Origin of the sequence: Micromonospora sp. NPDC048986, assembly GCF_040649335.1 — a bacterium.
In the GTDB taxonomy this organism is placed as follows: Bacteria; Actinomycetota; Actinomycetes; order Mycobacteriales; family Micromonosporaceae; genus Micromonospora; species Micromonospora alfalfae.
In genome coordinates this window covers 870,740-889,072 of record NZ_JBEZFJ010000001.1, presented here as the reverse complement: position 1 = coordinate 889,072, position 18,333 = coordinate 870,740, and the positions used below count along the sequence as shown (strand labels likewise).

Annotated in this window: 15 protein-coding genes and 1 pseudogene; 6 read left to right on the top strand and 10 right to left on the bottom strand. The window is 70.2% G+C overall.

Features of this window, described 5'->3' with window-relative positions; genetic code table 11:
- Positions 1-88 precede the first annotated feature (88 nt).
- The 3 genes from trxB to AB0B94_RS04115 all read left to right on the top strand — a co-directional run bounded on the left by trxB (position 89) and on the right by AB0B94_RS04115 (position 2,729).
- Entirely contained in the window at positions 89-1,039 is a 951-nt protein-coding gene (gene trxB, locus AB0B94_RS04125) for a thioredoxin-disulfide reductase (protein ID WP_091396582.1), read from the top strand.
- 31 nt (positions 1,040-1,070) lie between these two features.
- Positions 1,071-1,394, top strand: a complete 324-nt coding sequence (gene trxA / locus AB0B94_RS04120; RefSeq protein WP_030331849.1) for a thioredoxin — start codon at positions 1,071-1,073, stop codon at positions 1,392-1,394.
- Positions 1,395-1,565: 171 nt separating this feature from the next.
- Entirely contained in the window at positions 1,566-2,729 is a 1,164-nt protein-coding gene (locus tag AB0B94_RS04115; protein WP_357268054.1) for an N-acetylmuramoyl-L-alanine amidase, read from the top strand.
- 14 nt (positions 2,730-2,743) lie between these two features.
- Here AB0B94_RS04115 and AB0B94_RS04110 read toward each other — a convergent pair whose 3' ends face one another.
- Positions 2,744-3,409, bottom strand: coding sequence for a GNAT family N-acetyltransferase (locus AB0B94_RS04110; RefSeq protein WP_091396576.1), 666 nt, complete (start codon positions 3,407-3,409; stop codon positions 2,744-2,746).
- Positions 3,410-3,703: 294 nt separating this feature from the next.
- Here AB0B94_RS04110 and AB0B94_RS04105 point away from each other — a divergent pair, with 294 nt between their 5' ends.
- Positions 3,704-5,017 (top strand): PLP-dependent aminotransferase family protein, encoded by a 1,314-nt coding sequence (locus AB0B94_RS04105; RefSeq protein ID WP_357268052.1) that lies wholly within the window; start codon positions 3,704-3,706, stop codon positions 5,015-5,017.
- A 7-nt stretch (positions 5,018-5,024) separates the two neighbouring features.
- Positions 5,025-6,026 (top strand): D-alanine--D-alanine ligase, encoded by a 1,002-nt coding sequence (locus AB0B94_RS04100; protein ID WP_357268050.1) that lies wholly within the window; start codon positions 5,025-5,027, stop codon positions 6,024-6,026.
- Positions 6,027-6,817: 791 nt separating this feature from the next.
- Here AB0B94_RS04100 and AB0B94_RS04095 read toward each other — a convergent pair.
- The 9 genes and pseudogenes from AB0B94_RS04095 to rpmH form a co-directional block, all read right to left on the bottom strand.
- Positions 6,818-7,408, bottom strand: a pseudogene (locus AB0B94_RS04095) (hypothetical protein); the annotation flags it as partial.
- Between the two features lie 1,622 nt (positions 7,409-9,030).
- A complete protein-coding gene (locus AB0B94_RS04090) occupies positions 9,031-10,047 on the bottom strand; it encodes a ParB/RepB/Spo0J family partition protein (protein ID WP_357268048.1) in 1,017 nt (338 codons plus the stop codon).
- 27 nt (positions 10,048-10,074) lie between these two features.
- Entirely contained in the window at positions 10,075-11,382 is a 1,308-nt protein-coding gene (locus tag AB0B94_RS04085; protein WP_357268045.1) for an AAA family ATPase, read from the bottom strand.
- 256 nt (positions 11,383-11,638) lie between these two features.
- Positions 11,639-12,349 carry a 16S rRNA (guanine(527)-N(7))-methyltransferase RsmG gene (gene rsmG, locus AB0B94_RS04080; RefSeq protein WP_357268429.1) on the bottom strand — a complete coding sequence of 237 codons (711 nt, stop codon included), beginning with the start codon at positions 12,347-12,349 and terminating at the stop codon, positions 11,639-11,641.
- 148 nt (positions 12,350-12,497) lie between these two features.
- The gene (locus tag AB0B94_RS04075) at positions 12,498-13,115 is read right to left on the bottom strand and encodes a R3H domain-containing nucleic acid-binding protein (RefSeq protein WP_091397533.1); all 618 of its coding nucleotides are present in this window, start codon (positions 13,113-13,115) and stop codon (positions 12,498-12,500) included.
- A 212-nt stretch (positions 13,116-13,327) separates the two neighbouring features.
- Complete coding sequence (gene yidC, locus AB0B94_RS04070) at positions 13,328-14,317, bottom strand: membrane protein insertase YidC (RefSeq protein WP_238669756.1); 990 nt, start codon at positions 14,315-14,317, stop codon at positions 13,328-13,330.
- A 2-nt stretch (positions 14,318-14,319) separates the two neighbouring features.
- The gene (yidD, locus tag AB0B94_RS04065; protein WP_238669633.1) at positions 14,320-14,616 is read right to left on the bottom strand and encodes a membrane protein insertion efficiency factor YidD; all 297 of its coding nucleotides are present in this window, start codon (positions 14,614-14,616) and stop codon (positions 14,320-14,322) included.
- The gene (rnpA, locus tag AB0B94_RS04060) at positions 14,613-15,029 is read right to left on the bottom strand and encodes a ribonuclease P protein component (RefSeq protein ID WP_357268043.1); all 417 of its coding nucleotides are present in this window, start codon (positions 15,027-15,029) and stop codon (positions 14,613-14,615) included. The genes yidD and rnpA overlap by 4 nt, the downstream gene beginning before the upstream one ends.
- Positions 15,030-15,063: 34 nt before the next feature.
- Positions 15,064-15,201, bottom strand: a complete 138-nt coding sequence (rpmH, locus tag AB0B94_RS04055; protein WP_007453904.1) for a 50S ribosomal protein L34 — start codon at positions 15,199-15,201, stop codon at positions 15,064-15,066.
- A 625-nt stretch (positions 15,202-15,826) separates the two neighbouring features.
- Between rpmH and dnaA the strand changes: the two genes are divergently transcribed.
- The gene (gene dnaA / locus AB0B94_RS04050) at positions 15,827-17,656 is read left to right on the top strand and encodes a chromosomal replication initiator protein DnaA (protein ID WP_357268427.1); all 1,830 of its coding nucleotides are present in this window, start codon (positions 15,827-15,829) and stop codon (positions 17,654-17,656) included.
- The last annotated feature ends 677 nt before the right edge of the window (positions 17,657-18,333 follow it).

Below are 18,333 nucleotides of genomic sequence, written 5' to 3'. Positions count from 1 at the left end.
CAGCTGCCGGCCCCACCCAGGCGTCGGCGACTCGGATCAGCATCGGTGCTCGCGCCGACGCCGAACACACACAACTCGGGAGACGGCAGTGGACGAGGTCCGCAACCTGATCATCATCGGCTCCGGGCCGGCCGGCTACACAGCGGCGGTCTACGCCGCACGTGCCAACCTGAAGCCGCTGATCATTGAGGGCGTGCAGTCCGGTGGCGCGCTGATGACCACGACCGAGGTGGAAAACTTCCCCGGCTTCGCCGACGGCATCCTCGGCCCCGAGCTGATGGACAACATGCGCAAGCAGGCCGAGCGGTTCGGCGCCGAGTTCCTCACCGACGACGTGACCCGGGTCGAGCTGGTGGACACCGGCGACGCCGGTTCCGGTGCGGTGAGCACCGTCTGGGTGGGCGAGACCGCCTACCGGGCGCGATCCATCATTCTCTCCACCGGTTCGGCCTGGCGTCCGCTGGGCGTACCCGGTGAGCAGGAGTTCCTGGGTCACGGTGTCTCCGCGTGTGCCACCTGTGACGGGTTCTTCTTCCGCAACCAGCAGATCGTGGTCGTCGGCGGCGGCGACTCGGCGATGGAGGAGGCCACCTTCCTCACCCGCTTCGCGGAGTCGGTGACCATCATCCACCGCCGCGATTCGTTCCGGGCCAGCAAGATCATGGCCGACCGGGCGCTGAGCAACGAGAAGATCAAGGTCGAGTGGAACAGCACCGTCGAGGAGATCCTCGGCGAGGACGGCAAGGTCACCGGCGTTCGCGTCCGCAACGTGCACACCGGCGAGACCAAGGTGATGGACGTGACCGGCGTCTTCGTCGCCATCGGTCACGACCCCCGCAGCGAGCTGTTCCAGGGCCAGGTCGAGCTGGACGACGAGGGCTACGTGAAGGTCCACGCCCCGAGCACCCGCACCAACGTGCCCGGTGTCTTCGCCGCCGGCGACGTGGTCGACCACACCTACCGTCAGGCGATCACCGCGGCCGGCACCGGTTGTGCCGCCGCGCTCGACGCCGAGCGGTTCATCGCGACGCTCAGCTGAAACAAGGAACACATCCCGGAGGAGGGGCATAGTGGGAACAACCAAGGCGGTCACCGACAAGAGCTTCGTCGCTGACGTGCTGCAGGCCGACAAGCCGGTGCTGGTGGACTTCTGGGCGGAGTGGTGCGGGCCGTGCCGCAAGGTGTCGCCGCTGCTCGAGGAGATCGCCCGGGAGATGGGTGACCAGGTCACCATCGTCAAGCTCAACATCGACGAGAACCCGGAGACCGCTCGGGCCTACCGGGTGATGTCGGTGCCGACGCTCACCGTCTTCAAGAACGGCCAGCCGGTCCAGTCGATCGCCGGTGCCAAGCCGAAGGGCGAGCTGGTCCGGCTCATCGAATCGGCCCTCTGACCAGCAGAAACATCAACCGAACCCCGTACCCGCTCGCCGGGTGCGGGGTTCGGTGTCTTCTCGGCCGTACCGTCGACGGATTTCTCGGCCCCAGCCACCTCGCCGCCGGAGAACGCATAGCCTCAAGCCTGGGCCGCCCGGCCAGCCAGCGTCGTGCAGAGGGGGTCGTGCGTGCGTCCGATCCGACCCGGTGACCGGGGACCCGCGGTCACGGAGATCCGTACCATCCTGACCGGCCTCGAACTGCTGGCCGCCGCTGGCCCGCACACCGACGAGTTCGACCTCGACACCGAGCGGGCCGTCCGCGCCTTCCAGCAGTCGCGGGGGCTCAGTGTGGACGGCCGGGTCGGCGCGGAGACCTGGCGAGCCCTGGATGCCGCCCGTTGGCGGCTCGGCGCCCGCACCCTCTACCACGCGGTCCCCGAGCCACTCAGCGGCGAGGACGTCCGGTCGCTACAGGAGCGACTGCTGGAGATGGGGTACGACGTGGGCCGCGCGGACGCGATCTACGGTGTCCGGACGTCGCGGGCGGTGGCCCAGTTCCAACGTGAGGTCGGGCTCACCCCGGACGGCTCCTGCGGCCCACACACGATGAACGCGCTCCGCCGCATCGGCCGCAAGGTGGTCGGTGGCCGCCCGCAGTGGCTCCGCGAATCCGACGCGATCCGGCAGTCCGGGCCGGCGTTGGTCGGCAAGACCGTCGTCATCGACCCGGGGCACGGCGGCACCGACCCCGGAATGGTGGTGCCCGACGGCGCGCTGCGCTGGACCGAGGCGGACCTGGTGCACGATCTGGCCAGCCGACTGGAGGGGCGGCTCGCCGCCTCCGGGGTGCGGGTGCAGCTCACCCGCGGCCCGTCGCCCGACAGTTGCCTGCCGGACTCCGACCGGGCCCTGCTCGCCAACTCGCTCGGCGCCGACGTTTTCATCTCGCTGCACCTTGACGGCCACGCCAACCCGGATGCGGAGGGCGTCGCGACCTACCACTACGGAACCGACAACGGGGTCACCTCAGCGACCGGTGAACGTTTGGCCGGGCTGGTGCAGCGGGAAATCGTCGCCCGCACCGGGCTGCGGGACTGCCGTACCCACGCCAAGACGTGGGAGTTGCTGCGACTGACGCGGATGCCCGCCGTCCGGGTCGAGGTCGGCTACCTCACCTCGCCGACGGACCGCGCCCACCTTGTCGACCCCCGGTTCCGGGACCGGGTGGTGGAGGCGATCGTGGCCGCGGTGCAGCGGATGTACTACCCGATCGAACGAGACGTCCCGACCGGGTCGCTCGACGTCAGCGAACTGCGTGCCGTGGTGACCGCCGGCACCGTGGTGGACTGATTCGCCGCCGGGCGTCAGCCGTTGGTGGAGCGGGTGGCCGGGGCCGGACGGACCGGCCGCAGCAGGGTCTCCGGGCTCATCGACCCGAGCAGCTTCTCCAGCGCGTACTCGACGTCGGACTTCCAGCTCAGCGCCGTGCGCAGCTCAAGGCGCAACCGAGGGAAGCGCGGATGCGGACGTACCGTCTTGAAGCCCACGGAGAGGAAGAAGTCGACAGGTGCCACGCAACCGCCGGCCGGGTCGTCCGCGTCGCCGAACTTGGCGTCGCCGAACGCCTCGATCGCCTTGATCCCACGCTTGGTCAGATCCCGGGCGACACCCTGCACCAGCATCCGGCCCAACCCGCCGCCGGAGAACGCGGCGACCACGTTGGCTGTCATCAACAGTGCCGCATCCGCGGAGACCGGTGAGGTAGGGAACGCCATCGATCGGGGCACGTAGGCGGGCGGGGCGTACATCACGAAGCCGGCCGGCATGCCGTCGACGTACGCGAGCTTGCCGCAGGAACCCCACTCCAGCAGCGTCTGGGAGACCCATGCCTCCTTCTCCAGGCCCGGGTCGCCAGCAGCGCAGGCGCGGTCCGCGGAGACCGGATCGAGCTCCCAGTAGACGCACTGCCGGCACGGGCGCGGAAGGTCTTCCAACGTGTCGAGGGTCAGGCTGACCAGACGTCGCGACATATGGCGCATCCCCACAATAGGCTCGGTGGTGAGACCGGCATGGAACGACAGCGCCGCCTTCCTGCCCCCGACGAGCGATCGTACGCCGCCGATCGGGGATACGGGAGGGGACGCGCGAATGCCCACCGCAACGGGGGACGCCGAGGACGGTCCGCCATGTGGTCGATCTGCCGCGGCACGGCGGCAGCACGACTCCGGCGGACTAGGATCGACAATCGGTGTGTCCGCCGCCATGGTCAGCGGTGTGCGGGGTACCCGGGCGGGAGCCACTCGAGCAGTGATCGAGGTGAGGTCATGACCGGCACGACACTCGACGACTACACCGACCGGTACGCCCGGCGGGTACGCGGGATGACCGCCTCCGAGATTCGAGCATTGTTCGCGGTGGCCAGTCGTCCGGAGGTCGTCTCGCTCGCCGGTGGCGCACCGTACATTGCCGCCCTTCCGCTGGACGCGGTCGGCGAGATGCTCGGCCGGCTCGGTTCCGAGCAGGGCGTGACCACCCTTCAGTACGGCATCGGTCAGGGCACCCTCGAGCTGCGCGAGCGGATCTGCGAGGTGATGTCGCTCTCCGGGATCGACGCCGCCTGCGGCGCCTCCCCGGAGGACGTCGTGGTCACGGTGGGCGGGCAGCAGGCACTGGACCTGGTCGCCCGGCTCTTCCTCGACCCGGGCGACGTGGTGCTCGCCGAGGGACCTACGTACGTCGGTGCGCTCGGCGTGTTTCAGGCCGCCCAGGCGCAGGTCGTCCACGTACCGATGGATGAGGACGGGCTGATCCCGGAGGCGCTGGAGACGGCCATCGCCGACCTGGCCCGCGCGGGCCAGCGGGTAAAGTTCCTCTACACGATCCCCACCTACCAGAACCCGACCGGCGTGACGCTCAGCGAGGAGCGCCGGGAACGGGTGCTCGACATCTGCGAGCGCGCCGGACTGCTCGTCGTCGAGGACGACCCGTACGGCCAACTGGGGTTCGAGGGTGAGGCACCGGCCCCTCTGCGGGCCCGCCGCCGCGACGGCGTCTTCTACCTCAGCACCTTCTCCAAGACCTTCGCCCCCGGGCTGCGGGTCGGCTGGATCCTGGCGCCGCACGCGGTCCGCGACAAACTGGTCATCGCCAGCGAGGCGCAGATCCTCTGCCCCAGCGGTTTCGCCCAGGCCGCGGTGGCCACCTACCTGAGCACGATGCCCTGGCGGCAACAGCTCAAGGTCTATCGCGAGGTCTACCGGGAACGCCGCGACGCCCTGCTCGACGCGATGGCCGACCTGATGCCCGAGGGCACCAGCTGGACCACCCCGACCGGCGGTCTGTTCGTGTGGGCGAGCCTGCCCGACGGGCTCGATTCGAAGGCCATGATGCCGCGGGCGGTCGCCGCCCGGGTCGCCTACGTTCCCGGCACCGGCTTCTACGCCGACGGCACCGGCACCGACGCCATGCGACTCAACTTCAGCTTCCCGCCGCCGGAGCGGATCCGCGAGGGCGTCCGCCGGCTGGCCGGGGTGATGGAGCAGGAGATCGCCATGCGCCGGGTCTTCGGTGCCGTGGGTGGTGCCGCCGGCCGACGCGGCCGGGCCGGCTCCGACGTGCCTGGGCCCGACTTGGCATGATGCCGGCATGGCTACGACCGCCGAGCACCTCCTCGTGACCGATTCCGCCATCTCGGCCGACCTGCGCGTCGTGGTGCTCGCGGGCGGGCTCTCCTACGAACGGGACGTCTCGCTGCGCTCCGGTCGTCGGGTGCTCGACGCGCTGCGCGCCGTCGGGGTGGAGGCCGAGCTGCGAGACGCGGACGTGGCGCTGCTGCCGTCGCTCGCCGCCGACCCGCCGGACGCGGTGGTGATCGCACTGCACGGCGCGACCGGCGAGGACGGCTCACTGCGCGGGGTGCTGGATCTGTGCGACGTCCCGTACGTCGGCTGCGACGCCCGGGCCTCCCGGGTCGCCTGGGACAAGCCCTCCGCCAAGGCGGTGCTCCGCGAGGCCGGCATCCCCACCCCCGACTGGGTGGCGCTCCCGCACGATCGTTTCTCCGAGCTCGGCGCGGTCGCCGTCCTGGACCGGATCGTCGACCGTCTGGGCGTACCCCTGATGGTGAAGCCGGCGCAGGGCGGGTCCGGGCTGGGCGGGGCGGTGGTCCGGGACGCCGCCGCGCTGCCCGCCGCAATGGTCGGCTGCTTCGCGTACTACTCCACCGCGCTGGTGGAGCGGTACGTGCCGGGCATGGATGTGGCGGTCTCCGTCGTCGACCTCGGCGACGGTCCACAGGCGCTGCCGCCGGTGGAGATCGTGCCGCGCAACGGCGTGTACGACTACGCCGCCCGCTACACGGCGGGGCGGACCACCTGGCACGCCCCCGCCCGGCTGGCCCCGGAGGTGGCCGCCACGGTCGCTGACGTGGCCCTCGCCGCGCACACCGCGCTCGGTCTACGGGATCTCTCCCGCGTCGACGTGATCGTGGACGCGGCCGGCCAGCCGCACGTGCTGGAGGTCAACGTCTCGCCGGGGATGACGGAGACGTCACTGCTTCCGCTCGCCGTGCAGGCGGCCGGGCTGGACTTCGGCCGACTCCTCGGCACCCTTGTGGCCCGAGCAGCCGCCCGCCTCACCAAGCACTGACCTCCCCGCCAACCCGTACGGCCGAGCGGGCCAACCCGCCGGGACGACAGTGAGGTTGGCCTGTCGGGGTCAACCTCACTGGCGGTTCCAGGTCAGTGGGTCGCGCGTACGTCGGGTGTGTCGCTGCCGTCGGTGCGCGCGTCCGGGCCCGCAGTGCCGGCGTCATTCCCGGGGGCGGTCGTACTGACGGCCTCTCCGGAGGCACCCCCGGTGGCCGGGTCGGACACGGGCAGGTTGGCGGAATCAGCCCCGTCGGCACTTCCGCTCGCCGGGCCGAGGTGAGGCCTGTCGGTGGGCTTCTCCGCCGCGCCGACACCGTGAGGTCTGTCGGTAGGCATCTCCGCCAGGCCGACGTGGAGTCCGCCGGTGGCCGTCGTGACGGTGCTGCCCGATGCGGCGGCGCTGCTCGATGCGGCCGCGGTGGATGCGGTGCTGCCCGATGCTGCGGCGGTGGAGTCCCGGGTGCCGGAACCCGGGATGCCAGGCAGGTTGGTCGCGGACGCCGGCCGAGCGGGTTCAACCGCCGGACCACCGACCGTGGCCGACCGGGCAGGTTCAGCAGCGCGGTCGGTGACGGTGCTCGTCGTCGAGCCGGCACCGGCGTCCGGGTCCACGACAGGTTCGGCCCGGGATCGGCTGTCGGCGTCGGTGGGATCAGGGGTGGAGTCGAGCGCCGGTTCCGGGATCTCCTCTGCCGCCTCGATGACCGAGACGGCCTCCGTCCCGGCTGCTGCCACTGAGGCAGCCTCCGCCGCGGCGGCGGCGTCCGCGGCGGCAGACTGGGCCAGCAGACTGGACGGCGCCTGCCACTGGATACGGGGCGGCTCGGCGAGCGGGCGGCCACCAAACTCGGCGAGCCAGGCCGCGACGAGCGCCAGATTCTCCCGCCACTGCGCCTCGGAGATCGGCGGCAGGATCGAGTCCCACAGGGACAGGAACGTGCCCCGTAGTTGAAGCCGGCCGTACGGACGGGCGAGGAACCACATGTGCAGATGAGCCGAGCCGTCGCCCCAGCGATTGACGTGCACCCGTGCCACGCCGTCGAGCGACCGGATGGCCCGCTCCAGACGTACTGTCATCACCCCCAGCTCGGCGGCCAGCAGGTTCGGTAGGTCGCCGAGGTCGAGGTGGGTGCGCGATTCCAGGATGAGCACCATGGGCAGGCCGGTGGGCCGGTCCATGGCGCGGACGCGCCACCGCTCACCCACCCAGATGTAGGCGTCGTCGGGTGCGTTGCAGGCGGTGCATTCCCGGAGACCCTCGCCCTTGCGCGGCGGTTCGACCGGGACCGGATCATCGAGTTGCTTCACGTGGAGGTCACCCTCGAAGGGGAATGACGGCCACTGGGTGAAGTCCGGGACTGAGGGAGGGTTGTCGTGCACGACGCTGACCCTAACCGAGTCTGGCACCGCTGTCCCTACCTGTTCGAGCGGTCCCGGGCCACCGGATCGGCACCCGTCGTCGACCGGGTACGCGAGGTCGCCCGAGCCACCGAGAGGCGATATCCACAGGCTGCCGAGATCCTGAACACAGGCCGTCATCCACAGGCTCACACCCACTCCCACGCGCTGTTTCACGTGAAACGGGGGGTGCCTGTGGACAACCGGTGTGGATAACTTTTCGGCCAGTCGGTCGTTGTCCGCGAACCGCCAAATCGGCGTAGTCGATGGCCACCGGAGACGTAGTCGGAGGGGTGCGCTCCGACCGGCATCGCGTGCCCACCCTCGGCGCGGCACCCCGCCACCGATGACCTCCCGCCGGCTCATCTTGCACGCGTCGACGGTGACGGGTTGGCTCGCGTTCGCGGACCGTGTGCAGCAGACCTCGGCCCGCGCGGCCTGGATCCCCCGATGACTCCGGAGGCCCGGGGACGCGTCGATCGAACGCACCGAGGTCGAACGCCTGGGATGGGGAGGGCACTCCGCTTGACCAGTCACGCCGCCCCCAAGGGTTCGACCGGTGCCAGCGAGCCGCTTTCTCTGTTTCACGTGAAACCGTCCGCGTCGGGCAGCGGGGGCGATCCGGGCCAGGGCCGAGATCGTGCTGAGGTCTGCCGCTCGTGCATCCAGTTCGTGGGGTCTGACGGTCGTGGGGTCTGGCGGTCTGGCGGTCGTGGGGTCTGGCGGTCTGGCGGTCTGGCGGTGGTGCGGTCCGGCGGTGGTGCGGTCCGGCGGTGGTGCGGTCCGGCGGTCTGGCCCTCTGGCGGTCTGGCGGTGGTGCGGTCCGGCGGTCTGGCCCTCTGGCGGTCTGGCGGTGGTGCGGTCGTGCGGTCGTGCGGTCTGGCCGTCTGGCGGTTCCTGGACCGGCGGACTCCCGTCAAGGTCGCTGTGCGGCGTCTCCGCGGGCTGACCACCCTCCAGGCCCTCAACCCATCCGCGGGCTGGCCACGGAGACGACTTTTCGCGCCACTCAGCGGTCCGCTGGCACTTTGACCGGCGCCAGGGTGGTTGCGGGCCGGGTGGACCATCCCGGAGCCTTCTGCGGCGCGCGTAGAGGGTCCGTTCCTTTCAACGCTCGCACTCACCCCAGCGGCCGCAGCCAATCGTCAGCCGCCGCGTCCGCCGCCCGCCGCTGAGTCCGCTCCTCCACCACCCGCTCGCGACGCAGGGCTCGCCGCTCACCGCGCCCGGCCATGCCCAAGGCGACTCCATCGCCACGCCCTCGCCGCGCGCCGCCCTCGCCGCGCGCCGCCCTCGCCGCGCGCCGCCCTCGCCGCGCGCCGCCCTCGCCGCGAGGCCGCGAGCGGATTGTGCTGTCGACGTGCGGCCAGCGCGACCGACCGAACTTTCCGCCCCACCGCCCTCACCCGACTTCTCCTGCTGTCAGAGCGGGACCCCGGGGTCGGCTGACTGGCTGGGCGAGCCGATGCTGACGACGGTCCACGGGGCATGCCGATCTCGGACTCAGGGCCGCCGCCTGTTTCACGTGAAACCGCGATGAGATCCGGGATGCAGAACGGCCGCGCTCCCGATGGGGTAGCGCGGCCGTAGGCGAGCGGGCCGGGTCAGTCCTCCCCGCTCTCCTCCTGTTGCACTCCGATGATCCCGACGATCCGCTCAAGGTCGTCCACCGTCGCGAACTCAATCGTGATCTTGCCCTTGCTCCGACCGATGTCCACCTTGACCCGGGTGTCGAATCGGTCGGACAGCCGATCGGCGAGATCGGTCAGGGCCGGCGCGTGCGCCTTGGGTCGCCGCTTCGCGGCCTGACCCTTCGCCGGGCCGTCGTTGAGCGCCAGGGCGACGATCTCCTCGGTCGCCCGAACCGACAGTCCCTCGGCCACGATCCGCAGAGCCAACTGTTCCTGCGCCTCCGCCTCGTCGAGGCTCAGCAGGGCGCGGGCGTGCCCCGCCGACAGGATGCCGGCGGCAACCCGGCGCTGCACCTGTGCGGGCAGGTTCAGCAGTCGGATCGTGTTGGAGATCTGCGGGCGACTCCGGCCGATCCGGCGGGCCAACTCCTCGTGGGTGGCCCCGAACTCCTCCAACAGTTGCTGGTAGGCGGCGGCCTCTTCCAGCGGGTTCAGGTTCGCCCGGTGGATGTTCTCGAGCAGGGCGTCGCGGAGCATCGCGTCGTCACGGGTGTCCCGGACGATCGCCGGGATGCTCTCCCGCCCCACCGCCTGGGCGGCCCGCCAGCGCCGCTCGCCCATCACCAGTTCGTACTTCTCGTCGTCGAGCTGTCGGACGACGATGGGCTGGAGGAAGCCGACCTCCTGGATCGAGGTCTTCAGCTCCTCCAGCGCCTCCTCGTCGAAGACCTGGCGGGGCTGCTTCGGGTTGGGCATGATCGCGTCGACCGAGATCTCGGCGAATCGAGCACCGGGCACCGGGCTCAGCACGGGCTCCGGATCGTGGACAGGCGCTCCCGCCGGCACCGCGGCGACGGCGACGGTACCCGCGTCGTCCAGATGCTGGTTCTCCGGCTCGGCCGCCGCGGTGCCAGCGGCATCCGGCGCCGGCCCGGTTGGGATCAGCGCCCCCAGGCCCCTACCCAGACCGCCCCGAGGACGGTTCTTCATGCCACGCCTCCCAGCGACTCGTCCGCACTACGCATTCCGGCCCACCGGCTCCTTGACGCCGCGCTCGGCGATCTCCTGAGCGGCCTCGAAGTAACTCGTGGCACCCCGCGAACCGGGATCGTAGGTCATCACCGACTGGCCGTAACTCGGCGCCTCGGAGACCCGGACGTTGCGGGGGATGACCGCCTGGAGAACCTTGTCGCCGAAGTGGTTCCGGACGTCCTGCTCGACGGCGTCGGCCAACCGGGTACGACGGTCGTACATGGTCAGCAGGATGGTGGAGACATCGAGCTTCGGGTTGAGGTGCTGGCGTACCAGGTTGATGTTGTTGATCAGCTGGTTGAGCCCCTCCAGCGCGTAGTACTCGCACTGAATCGGGATCAGCACCTCCTGAGCGGCAACCAGGGCGTTGACGGTGAGCAGGCCGAGCGAGGGCGGGCAGTCGATGAAGACGTAGTCGAACTCGCCCGGGTAGGCGGCGATCGCCCGGTCCAGGCGCGACTCCCGGGCCACCACCGACACCAGCTCGATCTCCGCGCCGGCCAGGTCGATGGTCGCGGGTACGCACCAGAGGTTGGGGATCCCATCGACCGCCTGTGCCACCTCGGCCAGCGGCACGCTGTTGATCAGGCAGTCGTACACGTCGGGGATTCCGGTGTGGTGTGGGACGTTGAGCCCGGTCGAGGCGTTGCCCTGCGGGTCGAGGTCGACCACGAGCACCCGGTTGCCGTGCAGGGCGAGCGCCACCGCAAGGTTGACGGTGGTGGTGGTCTTACCCACGCCGCCCTTCTGGTTGGCGACGCACATGACCCGGGTCCGGTCCGGCCGAGGCATTGTCACCTCGCCACTGGGATTCAGGATCTGCACGGCGCGCATCGCCTCCATAGCCAACGGTGGGTCATCCTCTTCGCGCGTCGGGGTTTCACGTGAAACGTACGTGGGATCGGCCGCCACGGCGGCCAACGACTCGGTCGAAGCGACCGGCGCGGCGTCCCGGACAACCGCCGCAGTGGGTTGGTGTGGGACGGCCGGCTCGAAGCGAACCGCCGCGGCGGTGTTGCGGCGACCCGAGGTCGACCGCACTTCGGCGGCGTTCACCGGTCGACTCGACACCTCCGGCGTCCGACGACCACCCGGCGGCTTCGGCATAGCCGAGACCTCCGGATGCCCGGCGCCCGACGGCGGGTCGAGCGCTGCCGGCGGATCGCCGTCGGTAGATCGGGTCGATGGCCCGGTCGCGCCGGGCGACCAGCTCGGGTAGTCGGTTTCACGTGAAACGGGATCGCTGGTCGACCCGGTCACGCGTGGATCGTCGTACCTGCCGTCGTCATGCACCTGTCATCCCTGCCCGCTTCGGATGGTCGGTCCGCGCCCCGGTCAACTTGGCCGCATCCTCGCCCGCATCCCGGAGCGTACGGCCCGCGGGAGCGGTCGGAGACCCGCGACGTCCGTCACCCGCTCCACACTATCGACGCGCGGTCAGCCTACGGCGGACGGGCGCGGCCGGTCCACGTCGGGTTCTCATCCCCTCGTCCATCCGTACAGGTACAACGAGGCAACCCGCCGGCCGGAAGCCCGATGGCGCGAAGTGTCAGCCTCGGCGGGAGCGTCCGCCCCGGGCGCGCTTCTTGGCCGCCGGGCGAGCCGGGCCGACCATCCGCTCGCGCACGATCTCCACGACAGTGGTGGACGGATCGATCACCCCGACGCCGCAGAGCTGCACGGCCGGCTCCCCGCCGCCGAGTCGCGCCACCACTTCGGCGTGTTCCTCGATCTCGGCTGCGGCGGATGAGCCCTTGAGTGCCAGCAGCCGACCACCGCGAACCGCCAGTGGAAGGCTCCAGCCCGCGAGCCGATCCAGGGGCGCCACCGCGCGCGCGGTCACCACGTCTCCGCTGATCGGCTCCCGGCCGCTCGACCCGCTGGCCGCCTCGTCGGCCCGGCCGCGGAACACCCGCACCGACCTGGCCAGACCGAGTCGCTCGACGACCTCGATCAGGAACGACGTCCTCCGGGCCAGCGGCTCGATCAGTGTGACAGTGAGGTCGGGGCGGGCGATGGCCAGGACGAGGCCCGGCAGACCAGCGCCGGAGCCGACGTCGAGCACTGTCGCTCCGGACGGGATCCGCTCCGCGACAGCAGCACAGTTGAGCAGGTGCCGGTCCCAGATACGGGGTGCCTCGCGGGGGCCGATCAGGCCGCGGACCACCCCGTCGGTGGCGAGCAGTTCGGCGTACGCGGCGGCCAGGTCGAGACGGTCGCCGAAGAGGGTCAGCGCGGCCGGGGCCAGCTCGGGCGGCAACGCCGCGTCAGCCGGTGACGGTGCGGTGTCACGCCCGGCCGATTCGGCATCTGCGTCGACGGTTGCGGGGCGGACAGCGGACGGCCCGGGCGGCGTACCGCCCGGGCCGGACACGGCATCGGCCGTGATGTCGTCGTGGGTCACCCGGTCAGTCCGCCGGCCGTACGACGATGCGCCGGTTCGGCTCCACACCCTCGGACTCGCTCGCCACACCGGACATGGCGTTGACGACGTCGTGCACGCACTTGCGCTCGAACGCGGACATCGCCTCCAGGCGGACCGGCTCGCCGTACTCCTTGACCTTCTCGACGGCGTTCTTGGCGACCGCGGCGAGTTCCTTGCGGCGGTTCGCCCGGTAGCCACCGACGTCGAGCAGCAGACGGCTCGGCGTACCGGTCTGCCGGAAGACGGCGAGGCGGGTCAGTTCCTGGAGTGCCTCCAGGGTGGCCCCGCGCTGACCGACCAGATTCTGCAGCCGCTCGCCGACCACCTCGACCATCGGACGGCCGGCGGCAACCAGTTCGTCGATGTCGCCGTCGTAGTCGAGGATGTCGAGCAGGCCCTCGACGTAGTCGGCGGCGATCTCGCTCTGCCGGAACAGGTCGCCCTCGCCCACAGCCTTCTTCACCCGGGTGCCAGCGGCGGTGTCGGTGTCGTCGTCCGCCTCGGTGTCATCGGCTTCGGTGTCGTCGCCGTCCACCGCGAGCGTGGCGGTCTCCTCCTCGTCCAGGGACTGCTCGGCGCGGGGGATGCTGGTCTCGGTCACGGTCTCATCTCCGTACTCGCTCGGCCGGACCGTCGGGTCCGACTGGTTTCCCGGGGCCGGCTGGAGGTTGCCGGTGCCCACGGGCACGTCTGTACGGGCAGTGTCGCCCGTGGCCGCGCGGTGCGCGGTCGGTTCCGCCCGGCGCCGGCCGTACGGCGGCTGCGCGGTGCGGAACGGGCCGCCGCCGGTGATCCGGCGGCGGCCCTCGTAGGTCAGCCCTGCCGCTTGGCGGGGCGGCTCTTCTTCGGGTTGTTCGCCGGCTTGGCGCCCGGCTTCGGCCCGGCCACCTTGGGCGCGGCCGCCTTGACCGGCGCCGCCGGGGCGGCCTTGCCGCGACCGAACAGGCCACCGGACTTGGCGGGCTGCACCGGGTTGCGGCTGGCAGCGGGCGCGACGGCCTTCTTGGCGGTCACCGGCGGCGGGAACTTCCGCAGCACCCACTGCTGCTGGCCGAGGGTGAAGAGGTTGTTGGTGACCCAGTAGATGATGACGCCGATCGGGAAGATCGCGCCGGAGATCAGCAGTGACGCGGGGATGCCGTAGAGCATCAGTCGCTGGATCATCCGCTGCTGCGGGTCCTCGGCCCAGCCGGTCTTGAGGATCATCTGACGGCTGGTCAGGTAGGTGGTGGCGATCATGACCAGGACCAGGACACCAGCAATGATCTTCACGGTGCTGCCGTTGGCGCCGAGGCTGGCCAGCTCGTCGGCGGTGGAGCCGAACTTGCCGGCGATCGGGGCGGTGAAGAGCTTCGCCTGCGAGGCGCTCTGGAACTGGTCGACGGTCCAGCCGTAGAGGGTCTTGTTCTGCTTGTCCGGGTCCAGCCGGCGCAGCACGTGGAAGAGGCCCAGGAAGACCGGGATCTGAAGGAACATCGGAAGGCAACCCATCAGCGGGTTGGCCTTCTCCTTCTTGTAGAGCTCCATCATTTCTTTCTGGAGCGTCTCCCGGTCACCCTTGTGCTTCTCCTGAAGCTCCTTGACCTTGGGCTGGAGCGCCTGCATCGCCCGCTGCGACTTGATCTGCTTGACGAAGACCGGGAACAGGATCACCCGGACGGTGACCACCAGGAAGATGATGGACAGGATCCAGGCGAAGTTGGTGCCGATCACCGCACCGACGGGCACCCCGATGGCGTCCCAGGCAGAGTGCCAGGTCAGCAGGATCCACGAAATCGCGTAGTAGATCCAGTCGAGACTCAGACTCAATTCGGGGCTCCAGTCACATCAGCACGGCGGCGGTCGCCCGGCTCCGGCACCGGGTCATATCCACCAGGGTGAAAGGGGTGGCAGCGCAACAACCGTCGGGCCGCCAGCACGGCTCCCCGGAGCGCGCCGTGCCGAACGACAGCCTCCTGGGCGTACGCACTGCACGACGGGTAGAACCGACAGCGAGCCGGCAGTGCCGGACTTATCCACCGACGGTACGCGATGATGGGCGCGATCAGCACCTTGGCACCGGTTGTCGACGGCCGAGGGCTGCTCTGCTCGGCGCCGCTCATCGGGACCGCCGTTCGCGCGGCGACCGGGCGACAGCGATGGCGGCGTCCAGGTCGGTGGCGAGCCGAGGGTACGACGCCTGCGCCGCGGCGGGGAGCGCCCGGACGACCAGGGTGCTGCCGGCGGGCAGGTCGGCCAACCGTTCCCGGACCAGCGCCCGTAGTCGGCGCCGGACCCGGTTACGGGTCACCGCGTTGCCGACCGCCTTGGACACGACGAAGCCGGCACGGGACGGCACGGACGACTGCTCCGCACTGTTGTCCCGTACCGGCTCCGGCAAGGTCGGTGTGTCGGGGTCGATGGTCACCGGCATGGCCAGGTGGACCACGACGGCGCCACGTCCGGCGCGTCGGCCACCGCGAACCGCTGCGGCGAAGTCAGTACTGCGCCGCAGTCGCTGTGCGGCGGCCAGCACGACTGCCCACGTCCCCTGGACCGGCCCGGTCGGCTCAGGCCGACAGGGTGGTGCGACCCTTGGCGCGACGGCTCGACAGGATGGCACGGCCGGCACGGGTGCGCATGCGCAGCCGGAAGCCGTGGGTCTTCGCGCGCCGGCGGTTGTTCGGCTGGTAGGTGCGCTTGCTCACGTCAGGCTCTCCGTTTTCGTACGCGCCCCGCGCGACGGGATCGCCGGGGTCGTGTGGTGGTCCAGGCCACCTCGACGGTGGCCCACGATCGGTGCTGTCCGGCGGAGCGGGACCTCGGTGTTGCGGGGATGCGACCGCGGACAGCAAGCACCCATCACCCTAGCAGAGGGCGAGAAAGCAGCCGTTCCAGCCTACGCAGGGGGGCAATGACCGTCAAACACCCCGAGCGGGGGACAACGGGACGCGCCCGAGGCCGAAGGGTGGTTTTCGCTGATGCCGACAAGGGCGCCGCCGCGTCGCCGGTTGATGGCGCAGGGACAACGCTGTTACCGTGCCCGATTGCGGTGAGCGTCGGAAGCTCCGGTCGTCGCGCAGGCAAGACCGGACATGGCAGTGAATCGTTCGGCACGGTGTACCCGCTTCAGCGCCCGTTCAGGCAGGGGCAGGTCCCACCCGCGTCCGGCGGCGGCCACAATCGGTCGGTACACAGGCTGTGGATAACTTGTGGATGACCACCGGTCGACCGTCCGGGTGGGTGTTGTTCCACCCGCGAACGCAGCGGGCCCGGGACGGCCGGCTGGCAGACAGCGGCGGCCGGGAGCAGAAGCGAGGGGGTGGCACGACGGTGGCCGGTACGACCGACCTTGCCGCAGTGTGGTTAGCGGCGACCGACGAGCTCGCCGACGAGATCATCTCCGCCCAGCAGCGTGCCTATCTCCGACTGACCCGGCTGCGAGCGATCGTCGAGGACACCGCGCTGCTCTCCGTTCCGGACGCGTTCACCCGCGACGTGATCGAGTCACGACTGCGCCCGGCGATCACCGAGGCGCTCACCCGCCGGCTCGGCCGACCGATTCAGGTCGCGGTCACCGTTCGGGTGGCCGAGGACGCCACCGGCCGACCGGCCGGCACCGTCTACCGCAGCGCCCCGGAGACCGGGCAGCTCGACATCGACGGCCCGGGTATCGCGCCGTTCGACGACGACCAGAGTGCTCGACCGTCGACCGACGCGATGGTCGCGGAACAGTCACCCGCGCCGCGTACCCCTGATCCTTCTCCGCTGCCCGCGCCGGCGGGTCCGCCGCTCGCGCCGCCTGTGGAGGGGCATCGCGCGGGGTTGATTCCGGCCAGCAGGGACGGGCAGGAGGCGCTGTTCAGCGCTGCCTTCGCGGAGCCCCTGCGGCCCTCCCGGCCGGGTCCGGACCGGCGCGGTTACGACGAGCAGGCCGCCCGCCTGGATCCGCCCGGCCCCGACACCCGGCCCTACGAGCCCCGCTACCGGGACGACTCGGCGTCACCACGCGACCAGCACGTGATCCGTTCGCTCCCCCGGGACAGCGGAACGGACAGCGGCCCGGGTCGCAGCGCCGTGGACCATCGGACCGGTGGCCGCGACGACCGCCGGTTGCCCGGTGCGGACACCGGCGGCAACCGGCTCAACCCGAAGTACATGTTTGAGACGTTCGTCATCGGCTCGTCCAACCGCTTCGCCCACGCGGCGAGCGTGGCGGTGGCGGAGTCGCCGGCCAAGGCGTACAACCCGCTGTTCATCTACGGGCACTCCGGGTTGGGCAAGACGCACCTGTTGCACGCCATCGGGCACTACGCCACCACGCTCGGCAACGCCCGCTCGGTCCGGTACGTCTCGACCGAGGAATTCACGAACGACTTCATCAACTCGCTCCGGGACGACAAGACCAGCGCCTTCCAGCGGCGCTACCGCGACGTCGACATCCTGTTGATCGACGACATCCAGTTCTTGGAGAACCGCGAGCGCACCCAGGAGGAGTTCTTCCACACCTTCAACACGCTGCACAACGCCAACAAGCAGATCGTGATCACCTCTGACCGGTCGCCGCGCCAGCTCGCGACCCTTGAGGACCGGATGCGAACCCGGTTCGAGTGGGGGCTGCTGGCCGACATCCAGCCGCCGGATCTGGAGACCCGGATCGCGATCCTGCAGAAGAAGGCCGCGCAGGAGCGGATGTACGCCCCGCCGGACGTGTTGGAGTTCATCGCCTCCCGGGTGTCGAACTCGATCCGGGAGCTGGAGGGCGCGCTGATCCGGGTGACCGCGTTCGCCAGCCTGACCCGGTCGACAGTCGAGTTGTCGCTGGCCGAGGAGGTGCTTCGGGACTTCATGCCCGACGGCGCCGGTCCGGAGATCAACGCGGACCAGATCATGGCCTCGACCGCTGACTACTTCGGGGTGAGCCTGGAGGATCTGCGCGGCCAGTCCAGGTCCCGGGTGCTGGTCAACGCCCGCCAGGTGGCCATGTACCTGTGTCGGGAGTTGACCGAGCTGTCGTTGCCCCGGATCGGGCAGGCGTTCGGTGGCCGCGACCACACCACTGTGATGCACGCCGACCGCAAGATTCGTCAGCAGATGGCGGAGCGCCGCTCGCTCTACAACCAGATCGCCGAGCTGACCAACCGCATCAAGCAGAACAGCTGAGGCGTACGACAGCCCTCGCGACGGCGCGCAGCCGCAGGACACGCCCGACCGGAGATCCGGTCGGGCGTTCTTTCTGGGTCGGTCAGCTGGACTCTCGACATGGTGGAGACCACAGCATTGAGGCCGTGACCGCCTCGATCCCCACTCGTTGTCCACAGCTCGTTATCCACCGTCGGTGGATAACTACGGTCCGTCCTCCGCCAGTTACCCACAGGCTGTGGAGAAACCCTGTGTACGAGGCTGTGGACGCCTGGGGACGACCGTCAGGTTATCCACCGATCATCATCAACCTGTGCACGAGCTGTTGAAGGTTCTGGGGATGACGGCAATGGTGATCTTTCCCGCGATCCACAGGCTTGGGGAGAAAGTCGGTGGATTACCGGTGGACAACCGGTGGACAACGGTGGACAACCGGCCGTCGTCGGCGGGCTGTGGACACACGAGCCGGTTGTACCCCCGGTTCTCCACAGCTAAATCACCGGTGGATAACCTGTCTGACCTGCGCAGACCTCGGTTTTCCACAGTTTGCACAGGTGCGATGAAGACGATGAGTTATCTCTTCTAAGAGAACAAAAACCAATCATCACCGTTGGGCTTTCTGTGGATCGGGCCGAACGCTGTCGGATCAGCCGGTCAGCATCGACACGATCCATGGGGTCGGGCGCACAGCCGATGTC

What these genes read in the sequence shown, in the direction of transcription:
- AB0B94_RS04110 (WP_091396576.1), bottom strand. Translation starts at nt 3,409, where the DNA reads ATGTCGCGACGTCTGGTCAGCCTGACCCTCGACACGTTGGAAGACCTT.
- AB0B94_RS04105 (WP_357268052.1), top strand. Translation starts at nt 3,704, where the DNA reads ATGACCGGCACGACACTCGACGACTACACCGACCGGTACGCCCGGCGG.
- AB0B94_RS04100 (WP_357268050.1), top strand. Translation starts at nt 5,025, where the DNA reads ATGGCTACGACCGCCGAGCACCTCCTCGTGACCGATTCCGCCATCTCG.
- AB0B94_RS04090 (WP_357268048.1), bottom strand. Translation starts at nt 10,047, where the DNA reads ATGAAGAACCGTCCTCGGGGCGGTCTGGGTAGGGGCCTGGGGGCGCTG.
- yidD (WP_238669633.1), bottom strand. Translation starts at nt 14,616, where the DNA reads ATGAGCGGCGCCGAGCAGAGCAGCCCTCGGCCGTCGACAACCGGTGCC.